The sequence below is a fragment of the Szabonella alba genome (assembly GCF_016765775.1).
Classification (GTDB): Bacteria; Pseudomonadota; Alphaproteobacteria; order Rhodobacterales; family Rhodobacteraceae; genus Szabonella; species Szabonella alba.
The window spans coordinates 595,666-608,245 of record NZ_JAESVN010000001.1; the positions used below are offsets into that span (position 1 = coordinate 595,666).

Consider the following 12,580-nt stretch of genomic DNA (forward strand, 5'->3'; position numbering starts at 1 on the left):
GATTTTGCGGCGCGCCGCGCGATGATCTGCCATCGGGTGTCACAGGCCCCGCCTGTTGAGGCTGATCAGGCACCCGATCACGCGGGCGTGACCAACCTAAAGCCTTGAAAAGCCTTGTCAAAATTCTGCCTCAATTTACATCGTTTTCAGAATTGCGCCCGATGTCGTTAATTAATTTACAGAAAAATCCTTTTTACAAAAAGGGTTATGAGAAAATTGACACCTGCGCTAAACTCCTGCACAGGGAAGAACGGGCGCGCTGCAGGGCGTCCCGGATTTGGGGGCGCCCCCGGAGCGCTCCGGAAAGAGGAGGATCAACCATGTCGCAACCCATGCAGGCGCAAGGGGTCTATGCCGCATCCGATGATTTCATCGCGGGCGCCCATGTCAATGCCGACCAATATGCCGCTATGTATGCGGATTCGGTCGCGGACCCGGTCACGTTCTGGGCCGGTCAGGCGCGGCGCATCGACTGGATCCGCCCCTTCACCCGCGTCAAGAACACCGATTTCACGCTGGGGCAGGTCTCGATCAAATGGTTCGAAGACGGGCATCTGAACGTCTCGGCCAATTGCATCGACCGCCACATGACCACGCGGGCGGGTCAGACCGCGATCATCTGGGAACCCGATGATCCCAAGACCCCGGCCCTGCATATCACCTATGCCGAGCTTCTGGAAAACACCTGCCGCATGGCCAATGTGCTGAAGGCGCAGGGCGTGAAACAGGGCGACCGGGTGGTGATCTATCTGCCGATGATCCCCGAAGCGGCCTATGCGATGCTGGCCTGCGCGCGGCTGGGGGCGATCCATTCGGTCGTCTTTGCAGGATTTTCGCCCGATGCGCTGGCCAACCGGATCAATGGCTGCGATGCGCGTGTCGTCATCACCGCCGATACCGCGCCGCGTGGCGGGCGCAAGACCGCGCTCAAGTCCAATGCCGATGCGGCGCTGCTGAATTGCGACGACCGGGTGAAATGCCTTGTCGTGAAACATACCGGTGACCAGACCACATGGGTTTCGGGCCGCGATGTCGATGTGAAGGCCGAAATGGCCGCCGCCGCGCCCTATTGTTCCTATGTCGAGGTCGGGGCCGAGGACCCGCTGTTCATTCTTTACACCTCGGGTTCCACCGGCAAGCCGAAGGGGGTTGTGCATACCTCGGGCGGCTATCTGGTCTATGCCGCGATGACCCATCAGATGACCTTTGACTATCAGGATGGTGACATCTTCTGGTGCACGGCCGATGTGGGCTGGGTCACCGGACACAGCTATATCATCTATGGTCCGCTGGCCAATGGCGCGACCACACTGATGTTCGAAGGTGTTCCGACATGGCCCGATGCGGGCCGGTTCTGGGAGGTTTGCGCCAAGCATAAGGTCAACCAGTTCTACACCGCCCCCACCGCGATCCGCGCGCTGATGGGGCAGGGCGCGGAATGGGTGGAAAAGCATGATCTTTCCAGCCTGAAACTGCTGGGTTCGGTGGGTGAGCCGATCAACCCCGAGGCTTGGAACTGGTATAACACCCATGTCGGCAAGGGCCGCTGCCCCATCGTCGACACCTTCTGGCAGACCGAAACCGGCGGCCATATCATCACGCCGCTGCCGGGGGCGATCGCGCAGAAACCGGGTTCGGCGACCAAGCCCTTCTTCGGGGTGAAACCGGTCGTGCTGGACCCCGCGACGGGGGCCGAGCAGACCGAGACCGCGACCGATGGCGTGCTGTGCATCGCCGACAGCTGGCCGGGACAGATGCGCACGCTCTGGGATGATCACGCCCGGTTCGAGGAGGCCTATTTCAGCCAGTATCCCGGTTACTACTTTACCGGCGACGGCTGCCGCCGGGATGCGGATGGCTATTACTGGATCACGGGCCGCGTCGATGATGTCATCAACGTCTCGGGCCACCGTATGGGCACGGCCGAGGTGGAATCGGCACTGGTCGCGCATGAACATGTCGCCGAGGCCGCCGTCGTGGGCTATCCGCATGACATCAAGGGGCAGGGCATCTATGCCTATGTCACGCTGATGAACGATGTGGAACCGACGGAGGAGTTGCGCAAGGAGCTTGTCAAATGGGTCCGCACCGAGATCGGCCCAATCGCCAGCCCCGACCTGATCCAATGGGCGCCCGGCCTGCCCAAGACCCGTTCAGGCAAGATCATGCGCCGCATCCTGCGCAAGATCGCCGAGAATGATTACGGCGCCCTTGGCGATACCTCGACGCTGGCCGACCCCTCGGTGGTCGATCAGCTGATCGAGAACCGAATGAACCGGGGATGACCGCGATGCCCGACCGCATCGGTGCGCCCGCCGTCCTGATCCTGCTCGGGCCTCCGGGCGCGGGCAAGGGCACGCAGGCGCGCAAGCTGGAACAGGATTTCGGTCTGGTCCAGCTTTCGACCGGCGATCTCTTGCGCGCCGCCGTTGCCGCCGGAACCGCTGCGGGCCTTCAGGCAAAGGCGGTGATGGAGGCGGGTGGGCTGGTAAGCGATGAGATAGTGCTGGCGATCCTCAAGGACCGGATGGCCGCGCCCGATACCGGGCGGGGCGTCATCCTTGACGGTTTCCCGCGCACTGCCGGACAGGCCGGGGCGCTGGATGCGCTTTTGGCCGGGTCGGGCCAGCGCGTGACGGCGGCGATCTCCATGGAGGTGGAGGACGCCCCGATGATTGCCCGCGTTGCGGGCAGGTATACCTGCGCCAGTTGTGGCGAAGGCTATCATGATGAGTTCCGGCAACCCGCCAAGGCGGGCGTTTGCGACAGATGCGGCGGCACCGCCTTCAGGCGGCGCAGCGATGACAATGCCGAAACGGCGGGGGCGCGGCTGGCCGCGTATCACGCCCAGACGGCCCCCCTGATCGCCTATTACGAAGGGCGCGGCCTGTTGCACCGCGTCGATGCCATGCGCGGTATCGACGAGGTGGCGCAGGCCCTGTCCGGCATCGTGAGCCGCGTTTCGGGATGAAGGGAAGGGCTGCCCGCCATACCGGGGGGCGGTTGAGGGATAAATTCAGGGAGTAACGCAAATGGCGGAGAAAACATCGTCAAACGCCTATTGGGACGCGAATATCCGGATCATCAGCATCTGTCTGGCGATCTGGTTCCTGTGTTCCTTCGGTTTCGGCATCCTGCTGCGGCCGATGCTGTCGGGCATTTCCGTGGGCGGCACGGATCTCGGGTTCTGGTTCGCCCAGCAGGGATCCATTCTCGTCTTTCTGGTCCTGATCTTCTTCTACGCCTGGAAGATGAACAAGGTCGACGCCGAGCACGGCGTGGAAGAATAAGGGACACAGGGACATGGATCAATATACCCTCAACCTGCTGGTGGTGGGCGCGTCCTTCGCGCTTTACATCGGCATCGCGATCTGGGCCCGCGCGGGTTCGACCGCTGAATTCTATGCCGCCGGTCAGGGCGTTCCGCCCGTCATGAACGGCATGGCGACGGCGGCTGACTGGATGTCGGCGGCGTCCTTCATCTCGATGGCGGGCATCATCGCGCTGGCGCCTGCGGGCGGCTATACGCAATCGGCCTTCCTGATGGGCTGGACCGGGGGCTATGTGCTTCTGGCGCTGCTGCTTGCGCCCTATCTGCGCAAGTTCGGCAAGTTCACCGTGCCGGAATTCGTGGGTGACCGCTTCTATTCCGGCGGTGCGCGGCTGGTGGCGGTGATCTGCCTGATCGTGATCTCGGTCACCTATGTGATCGGCCAGATGCGCGGCGTCGGCGTGACCTTCGCGCGCTTTCTGGAGGTCAGCACCGATACAGGCCTTTATATCGGCGCGGCAATCGTCTTTGCCTATGCCGTGTTCGGCGGCATGAAGGGCATCACCTATACGCAGGTTGCGCAATATTGCGTGCTGATCGTTGCCTATACCATTCCGGCAATCTTCATCTCGCTGTCGCTGACCGGGTCGTTCCTGCCGCAGCTTGGTCTGTTCGGCACCTATGCGCCCTCGGGCGGGGATGTGGCCTTCCTGACCAAGCTTGATCAGGTCGTGGTGGAACTGGGCTTCACGCAATACACCTCGCATACGACCTCGACGCTGAACATGTTCCTGTTCACCATGTCGCTGATGATCGGCACCGCGGGCCTTCCGCATGTCATCATCCGCTTCTTCACCGTGCCGAAAGTGGCCGATGCGCGCTGGTCGGCAGGCTGGGCGCTGGTCTTCATCGCGCTGCTTTACACCGTGGCACCCGCCGTGGGGTCGATGGCGCGTCTGAACCTGACCACGACCTTCTGGCCGAATGCGGTTGCCGGTCAGGCGCTTGAGGGCGATGCGATCAGCCTTGAGGCGATCAATACCGATCCGAACCTGTCCTGGATCAACACCTGGGAAAATACCGGACTTCTGGCCTTTGAGGACAAGAACGGCGACGGCCTGATCCAGTATTACAACGATGCCAATCCGGCGATGCAGGCCATCGCGGCCGAACGCGGCTGGACCGGCAATGAACTGACCAAGGTCGACAATGACATGATGGTTCTCGCCAATCCCGAGATCGCACAGCTTCCGGGCTGGGTGATCGCGCTGGTTGCGGCGGGCGGTCTGGCGGCGGCTTTGTCCACGGCGGCAGGTCTGTTGCTGGCCATCTCCTCGGCCATCAGCCATGACCTTATCAAAGGCTCGATCAATCCGAACATTTCGGAAAAGGGTGAACTGATGGCGGCGCGGGTCTCGATGGCCTTCGCGATCGTGGTGGCGACATGGCTGGGGCTCAATCCGCCCGGCTTTGCCGCACAGGTTGTGGCGCTGGCCTTCGGTCTGGCGGCGGCAACCATCTTCCCAGTGCTGATGATGGGCATCTTCTCGAAGAAGGTGAACAAGGAAGGCGCGATTGCGGGCATGCTGGTGGGGCTGATTGCGACCTCGGTCTATATCTTCCTCTATCTCGGCTGGTTCTTCGTCCCGGGAACCGCGATGCTGGCCAATACGCCGGACGCATGGCTGTTCGGCATTGCCCCGGCCTCGTTCGGAACGATTGGCGCGATCCTGAACTTCGTGACTGCCTATGTGGTCTCGTCGATGACCCGGCCGGTGCCGGAGCACATTCAGGAACTGGTCGAATCGATCCGCGTGCCGAAAGGCGCAGGGGCCGCGACCGGCCATCACTGACAAAAACGGCCCGCCCCCCGGCAAGACCGGGAGGCGGGCACCCTTGTGGATGGATGACGCGCATGGTGACGGGCATGGACAGCACCACCACGGCAATCGTCGGGTTTCTGGAAACCGTGCATCCCTATGACACGCTGGCCGCGGCCGATCTGGCCCGGCTGGCCGCGCTGTTCAGCCGCCGCGACTATGCGGCAGGCGACGAAATCTACCATGCAGGACAGCCGCTGTCCGGCCTTTATCTGATCCAGCAGGGCTCGGTCGAGGTGCTGGAACCCTCGGGCGGGCTGATCTCGCTGCTGGGGCCGCGCAATTCCTTTGGCGAACGCGGATTGATGCGCGACGGGCTGGCCGTGACCACCGCGCGCGCGACCGAAGCATCGGCCATTCTTCTTCTGACAACGGCCGAGTTCCGGCGGCTGATCGCCGAATTTCCGGCCTTTGAACGGTTCTTTGGCAGGGGACGCGGACAAGAGGCGCGCGCCGCCGATCTGACAACGCAGAAAGTGGCCGATCTGATGGCGCGCAGCCCGGTGACGGCGCTGGCGGGCGACACGATCCGCCGCGCTGCCGAGCGGATGCGCGACAATCATGTCTCCTCCTTGCCGGTGCTGGAGGGCGACCGTCTGATCGGCATTGTCACCACGCGCGACATGACCGGGCGGGCGCTGGCGGCGGGGCTGGACCCCGAAAGCCCGGTCACCGCGATCATGACGCCCGATCCGGTGACCCTTGCGCCCGGCAATCTGGGCTCGGACATCCTGCATGTGATGCTGGAACGCCGCATCGGCCATCTGCCGGTCGTGGAGCGGGATCAACTGGTCGGCATCGTCACCCAGACCGACATCACCCGGTTTCAGGCCGTGTCCTCGGCGCTGCTGGTGCGCGATGCGGCCAGTGCCGCAGGGGTTGCCGATCTGGCCGCCGTCACCGCACGCATCCCGCGGCTTCTGATGCAACTCGTCGCCGCCAACAACCCGCATGAGGTGGTCACCCGCCTTGTCACCGACATTGCCGATACCGTGACGCGCCGCCTGTTGGCGCTGGCCGAGGCAGCGCTTGGCCCGCCCCCGGTGCCCTATCTGTGGCTTGCCTGCGGATCGCAGGGGCGGCAGGACCAGACCGGCGTTTCCGATCAGGACAATTGCCTGTTCCTCGACGATGCGGTGACCGAGGCCGATATGGACTATTTCGCCGAACTGACCCGGCGGGTCTGTGACGGGCTGAACGATTGCGGCTATGTCTATTGCCCCGGCGACATGATGGCCACGAACCCCCGCTGGCGGCAGCCGGTGCGCGTCTGGCGCGACTATTTCCGGGGCTGGATCGCCCGCCCCGACCCGATGGCGCAGATGCTGGCCTCGGTCATGTTCGACCTGCGCCCCATCGGCGGCACCGCGGCGCTTTACCGCGACCTTCAGGCTGAAACCCTGGGCCTTGCCTCGAAAAACTCGATCTTTGTCGCGCATATGGTGGCCAATTCCCTGAAACATGCCCCGCCGCTTGGGCTGTTGCGCGGCTTTGCCACCCTGCGCTCGGGCGAACATCGCGACCATATCGACCTGAAACATAACGGCGTGGTGCCGGTGACCGATCTGGGCCGGGTCTATGCGCTGATCGGCGCGCTGGAACCGGTCAATACCCGCGCCCGGCTCGAGGCGGCCGAAGCGGCGGGCGTGATTTCGGTTTCGGGCGCGCGCGACCTGATCGAGGCCTATGACCTGATTGCCGAGGTGCGGCTGGAAAATCAGGCCCGGCTGATCCGGTCAGGCCGCAAGCCCGACAATTTCATGGCGCCGTCCGATCTGTCGGATTTCGAACGCTCGCATCTGCGCGATGCCTTCGTCGTGGTGCGCACGATGCAATCCGCCGTGGGGCAGTCCCGCGGCGCCCGAAGCTGAGGTTTTTCCCATGACGCTTGACGTATTCCCTGTGACGATTGACCTGCCCCATGACGCTTGACGTGATCGCCGCCTTCTGTGCCGGGGCCGCGCTTGCCGGGTTCGTGATGATCCTGCGCAGGTTCACCGGCACCCTCTTGCCGCGCTGGTCGATCCCCGCCGCTGCGGGGCTGGGGATGCTGCTGTTTACGGTCTGGAACGAATACAGCTGGTTTTCGCGGGTCACCGGCCAGTTGTCACCCGAGGTGGCGGTGTTGTCGGCCCCGACCGAAAGCATGCCCTGGCGGCCCTGGACCTATCTTGTGCCGGTTTCCTTCCGCTTCATGGCGCTTGATGTGCCGGGTATGGTGTGGTCCGAACAGAACCCCGCCCTGCGCCGGGGCGATGCACTGCTGGTGCAGCGCTGGAAACCCACGCTGCGCATTCCCATGGCGTTTGACTGCGATCAGGGCAGGCGGGCCGATCTTCTGGCCGGGGCCACGCTGGCCCCCGATGGCACGCTGAGCGGTGCGCGCTGGCAGGAGGTCGCGCCCGATGACCAGTTGCAGCGCGCCGCCTGCCGGGAGGGTTGAGATGGCCGAGAATGCCGGGAATGCCGCCAGACAGCACCGGATCCTTGTCGTCGAGGATGAGGACAATATCGCCATCGCGTTGAATTACCTGATGATGCGCGAAGGCTATGCCCATGATCGCATCGCCAATGGCGGCGAGGCGCTGGACCGGATCCGCAAGACGCGGCCTGATCTGGTGCTGCTGGATGTAATGCTGCCCGAGGTTTCAGGCTATGAGATCTGTCAGGGCGTGCGGCTGGATCCGTCCCTTGCCGATGTGAAAATCCTGATGATGACCGCCCGTGGATCAGCGATCGAGCGGCGCAAGGGGCTGGCGCTGGGGGCGGATGGGTTCATCTCGAAACCCTTTGAATTGAAGGAATTGCGGGCCGAGGTGCGGCGCCTTCTGGATGGCGGGGAATAGAACGGTGGCGGCGGCGCGCCCGCAAATCCGGCTGCGCTTTTTTCTGGTTTTCGCGGCCCTTGGTCTGGCCGGGGTTGCGGCAATGGCGGCAGGGTTGGCCTTGGGCTGGAATCGCCTTCGCACCCCGGAACTCTCTGGCGCCTTCCTTCAGGGCGGGCTTTTCGGGGCTTTCGGGATTCTGGGCCTGACGCTTTGGGGCTGGTATCTTTTCGACAGTCATGTGGTGCGGCCGGCGGGGGCGGTTGCGGCCGCCTTGCGGGCAAGGGCGCATGGTGGCGTCGATCAGGCGCTGGAGGTGCCCGCCGCGTGGCCTCTGGGCGATCTGGCTCCAGCCGCCGCCGCTGCAGCACAGGCACTGGCCGAGGCCCGCGCCGCCGTTCAGGGGGCAGGGGCGCGGGAAACCGCGCATCTGGCCTCGGAAAAACACCGGCTTGAGAGGTTGCTGGCGGATGTCGAACTGGGCGTGATCCTGTGTTCGGGCAGGGATCAGCTTGTCTTCTACAATGGTGCGGCGGCGGCGATGATCGGGGCCGGGCCGGGGCAGGGACTGGCCCCCGGATTGGCCCCCGGACTTGACCGCGCGCTCTTCGACTATCTGCGGGCAGGCCCCATTCGTGATGCCCGTGACCGGCTGCGCGCCACGGGGGATGATCATGCCGCGTCAGATATCCTTTGCGCCACGGTGGGCGGCGCGCGGGTTCTGGCTGCAAGAATGCGGATTTTGCCGGACGAGGCGGGCATGGAGGCCCCCGGCTATGTGCTGACCCTGCGCGATGTCACCGCCGATCTGGCCGCCGAGGCACGGCGCGACGCGCTGCTGGCCGAAATGACCGACCGTCTGCGCCGCCCTGCCGCCAATCTGCAGGCCTTGCTTGAGGTGCTGCCCGAGGGCGAGGCCGCGCCGCGCGATCTGGACGGTGCCCTGCGCGCCGAGGTCCGGGTGCTGACCGATGCCGTGCGCGAGCTTGCCCGGCAGCAGGAGGAGGCGCGCGCCGAGGACATGCGTCATACCCCCGCCCGCGCGACGGATCTGCTGGACGGGCTGCGCGCCCGGATCGAGGCGCAGGGCAGGACCGTCACCACCGGGCAAAGCCCGCTTCTCATGCGCTGCAACGGGCCCGAGGTGATCGCCCTGCTGGCGCATCTGGCCGTGCGCATTGCGGATCAGGGGCTGGCCACGGCCTTCCGGCTGGCGATTGAGGAGGAGGGTGCGCTGGCCCTTCTGCGGCTGGGCTGGACCGGCGCGCCGCTGCCGGTCGCACGGCTGGAGGGCTGGCTGGCCGAACCACCCGATCCCGCGATCCCCACCATGACGGGGCAGGATATCCTGCACGGCCATGGCACCGAGATCTGGCCTGAAACCGGCGCGCAGGGCGAACAGCGGATCTGCCTGCCCCTGCGCAGCGCCCGGCATGCCGGGCAGCGTCCGCCGCCCCTGACCCACGCCGTTTCCCGCGCGGTGGTCTATGATTTCGACCTGCTGGACAAGACGCGTCATTCAGCGCTGGCGGAAACGCCGCTGTCGGAACTGACCTATGTCGTCTTCGATACTGAAACGACCGGCCTTTTGCCCGCCGAAGGCGATGAGATCGTGCAGATCGCGGCGCTGCGCATCGTGAACGGCCGCCGTGTTGCGGGCGAAGTGTTCGAGACATTGGTTGATCCGGGCCGCGCGATTCCGGCCCTTTCGACCCGCGTGCATGGCATCACGCAGCAGATGGTTGCAGGCGCGCCGGACATTGCCGGGGCAGGCCGCGCCTTGCATGACTTTGCCCGTGGCTCGGTGCTGATCGCCCATAATGCGCCGTTCGACATGGCCTTCCTGCGCCGCCATGAGGCTGCCATCGGCGCGCGGTTCGATCATCCGGTTCTGGATACGGTGCTGCTTTCGGCCGTGGTCTTCGGCCGGCAGGAGGATCACAGCCTTGATGCGCTTTGCGCGCGGCTGGGCATCACCATCCCCGAAGAGGACCGCCATACCGCGCTTGGTGATGCCGGGGCGACTGCCGGGGCCTTTCTGCGGATGCTGCCCATGCTGCAGGCGCGCGGCATCCTTACCTTCGGCGCGGTGTTGGCCGAGATGCGCCGCCATGGCCGCTTGCTGAAGGATCTGAACTGACGCGCTCGGCCCCGGATGAAAGCCGGATCCACGCCTTTTCATCTTGGCGGAAATACCTTCGGGGGGACGCCGCAGGCGCGGGGGGGCAGACAGCCCCCCGTCCCGCACTTTCAGCCCGCGAAAGGATCGTCAGGATAGCCCACCCCGGTCAGATAAAGCCCCTGCGGCGGCGAAACCGGGCCACAGGCGGCGCGATCCGCCGCCGCCAGCGCCCCGGCCACGCGGTCGGGCGGCCAGGCCCCCGCGCCCACCCGTTCCAGCGTGCCGATGATGGAGCGCACCTGATTGTGCAGGAAGGACCGCGCGCGCAAGGCAAAGCGGATCTCCTGCCCGCCGGGATAATCGCGGGTCTCGATGCTGATCTCGTCCAGCGTCTTGACGGGGGATGTCGCCTGACATGCGGCCGAACGGAAGGTCGTGAAATCATGCCGCCCGATCAGATGGGCCGCGCCCGCGCGCATCGCCCCGGCATCCAGATCATGCCCGACCCGCCAGACCAGTCCCCGGTCATGGGTGGCGGGCGCGCGCCGGGTGACAAGGCGGAACAGATAGCGCCGTTCCATCGCCGAGAACCGCGCGTGAAAATCATCGGCCACAGGGCGGCATTCGGCAATCGCGACGGGCAGGGGCCGCAGATGGGCATTGATCGCACCGGCCAGCCGGAACCCGTCCCAGTCGCGGTCCAGATCGCAATGCGCGACCTGTCCGGTCGCATGCACCCCGGCATCGGTCCGCCCGGCGGCGGTGATGGCATGCGGCCCCGGTTGCAGCCGGGCCAGCGCCGCCTCGATCGCGGCCTGCACCGTGGGCTGGCCTCCGGCCTGCCTTTGCCAGCCATTGAACGGCTCGCCATCATATTCGATCTTCAGCGCATATCGGGGCATCGGCCCCGGATACGCCAGCCCCCGCCCCGTTGGCAAGCCCCCGGCCCTGCGGGCAAGGGCCTGATTGCGATGGGTGGTTTTTTCCCCTTTGATCGACCGCACGCCGTCCCTATCTTCAGGCCAGAGCAGCAAGAGGGGATACCCCGTGGTTCTGGGCAGGATGGTGGATGAGGTCTCGCGCGGCGTGGGCTCGGTTGCGGCGGGGCTGACGGCGCCGTTCACCGCGCCGGTCATCCGGCTGGGCGTCACCGGTCTGTCGCGCGCGGGCAAGACGGTCTTCATCACCTCGCTGGTCGCCAATCTGCTGGACCGGGGCAGGATGCCGCAATTCTCGCCCGCAGGCCGGATCGAGGCGGCCTTTCTGCAGCCCCAGCCCGACGATACGCTGCCGCGTTTCGACTATGAAACACATCTGGCGGCGATGACCGGTCCCGATCCGCATTGGCCCGCCTCGACCCGCGCGATTTCCGAATTGCGCCTGTCCTTCCGGGTGCAGCCTTCGGGCTTTCTGGGCGGGCTGATCGGCGGGGTGACGGGGCCGCGTCTGGTTCATCTCGATATCGTGGATTACCCGGGCGAATGGCTGCTGGATCTCGCGTTGATGGATCGCAGCTATGCCGACTGGGCCGAGGCGACACTGGCGCGGCTGACCCGCCGCCCCGAGGCCGCGCGGTTTTTGCCCATGGCCATGGCCGAGGACGGATCCCTGCCGCTGGAGGAACCGCGCGCGCAGGCACTGGCGGCCTGTTTCACCGATTATCTGCAGGCCGCGCGGGCGGCGGGCTGGTCGGATTGCACGCCCGGTCGATTCCTGCTGCCGGGGGATCTGGCGGGCTCACCCGTGCTGACCTTCGCGCCGCTGCCGCGCCCGGCGACCACCCGGCGCGGATCGCTCTGGCGTGAGATGGAGCGCCGGTATGAGGCCTACAAATCCCATGTCGTGCGCCCGTTTTTCCGCGACCATTTTGCCCGGATCGACCGGCAGGTGGTCCTGATGGATGTGCTGGGGGCAATCCATGCCGGGCCGCAGGCGCTGGCCGATCTGCAGCGCACGATGGCCGAAGTGCTGACCGCCTTCCGCCCCGGGGCAAACGGGTTTCTTTCCGGTATCCTGATGGGGCGGCGGGTGGACCGGATCCTGTTTGCCGCGACCAAGGCCGACCATCTGCATCATGTGCAGCATGGCCGCCTGACCGCGATCACCGAGGCGCTGCTGCGCGAGGCGCGCGACCGCGCGGCCTTTGCGGGCGCAAAGGTGCAGGCCCTGTCTCTGGCGTCCCTGCGCGCCACGGTCGAGGAAAGCCGCGACCATCAGGGCCGCCACCTTGACATGGTGCGGGGCCGCCTGCTGCAGGACGGGCGTGAGGCTGCATTCTGGCCCGGTGATCTGCCCGAGGATCCGGGCCGCCTGCTGCATCCCGCCCGCGAAGGGCAGGAGGGCTGGCTTGATGCCGATTACAGCGTGATGAATTTCGCGCCCGCGCGCGGCACATTGAAACCGGGCTTCGGCCCGCCGCATATCCGGCTGGACCGCGCTGCGGAATTCCTGCTGGCCGACCGTCTGGAATGAAGGAGCGCGC

10 protein-coding genes are annotated in these 12,580 nt (G+C 65.6%); 9 read left to right on the forward strand and 1 reads right to left on the reverse strand.

Features of this window, described 5'->3' with window-relative positions; translation table 11 throughout:
• Positions 1 to 320: 320 nt before the first annotated feature.
• From acs to JL811_RS02805, 8 genes are all read left to right on the forward strand, one after another.
• A complete protein-coding gene (gene acs / locus JL811_RS02770) occupies positions 321 to 2,285 on the forward strand; it encodes an acetate--CoA ligase (protein WP_202686773.1) in 1,965 nt (654 codons plus the stop codon).
• Positions 2,282 to 2,971 carry an adenylate kinase gene (locus tag JL811_RS02775; RefSeq protein WP_237684744.1) on the forward strand — a complete coding sequence of 230 codons (690 nt, stop codon included), beginning with the start codon at positions 2,282 to 2,284 and terminating at the stop codon, positions 2,969 to 2,971. The genes acs and JL811_RS02775 overlap by 4 nt, the downstream gene beginning before the upstream one ends.
• 61 nt (positions 2,972 to 3,032) lie before the next feature.
• Positions 3,033 to 3,290, forward strand: a complete 258-nt coding sequence (locus JL811_RS02780; protein ID WP_202686774.1) for a DUF4212 domain-containing protein — start codon at positions 3,033 to 3,035, stop codon at positions 3,288 to 3,290.
• A 13-nt stretch (positions 3,291 to 3,303) separates the two neighbouring features.
• Positions 3,304 to 5,124, forward strand: a complete 1,821-nt coding sequence (locus JL811_RS02785) for a sodium:solute symporter family protein (RefSeq protein ID WP_202686775.1) — start codon at positions 3,304 to 3,306, stop codon at positions 5,122 to 5,124.
• Between the two features lie 74 nt (positions 5,125 to 5,198).
• The gene (locus JL811_RS02790) at positions 5,199 to 7,022 is read left to right on the forward strand and encodes a DUF294 nucleotidyltransferase-like domain-containing protein (RefSeq protein ID WP_202687189.1); all 1,824 of its coding nucleotides are present in this window, start codon (positions 5,199 to 5,201) and stop codon (positions 7,020 to 7,022) included.
• Positions 7,023 to 7,072: 50 nt separating this feature from the next.
• Positions 7,073 to 7,594 (forward strand): hypothetical protein, encoded by a 522-nt coding sequence (locus JL811_RS02795; protein ID WP_202686776.1) that lies wholly within the window; start codon positions 7,073 to 7,075, stop codon positions 7,592 to 7,594.
• 1 nt (position 7,595) lies between these two features.
• Complete coding sequence (locus tag JL811_RS02800) at positions 7,596 to 7,997, forward strand: response regulator transcription factor (RefSeq protein ID WP_202686777.1); 402 nt, start codon at positions 7,596 to 7,598, stop codon at positions 7,995 to 7,997.
• Positions 7,984 to 10,116 (forward strand): 3'-5' exonuclease, encoded by a 2,133-nt coding sequence (locus tag JL811_RS02805; protein ID WP_202686778.1) that lies wholly within the window; start codon positions 7,984 to 7,986, stop codon positions 10,114 to 10,116. The genes JL811_RS02800 and JL811_RS02805 overlap by 14 nt, the downstream gene beginning before the upstream one ends.
• A gap of 110 nt (positions 10,117 to 10,226) precedes the next feature.
• On the opposite strand, the gene truA is transcribed toward JL811_RS02805, so the two are convergent.
• Positions 10,227 to 11,000, reverse strand: a complete 774-nt coding sequence (gene truA, locus JL811_RS02810) for a tRNA pseudouridine(38-40) synthase TruA (protein WP_202686779.1) — start codon at positions 10,998 to 11,000, stop codon at positions 10,227 to 10,229.
• A gap of 145 nt (positions 11,001 to 11,145) precedes the next feature.
• Here truA and JL811_RS02815 point away from each other — a divergent pair, with 145 nt between their 5' ends.
• A complete protein-coding gene (locus tag JL811_RS02815) occupies positions 11,146 to 12,570 on the forward strand; it encodes a YcjX family protein (RefSeq protein WP_202686780.1) in 1,425 nt (474 codons plus the stop codon).
• The last annotated feature ends 10 nt before the right edge of the window (positions 12,571 to 12,580 follow it).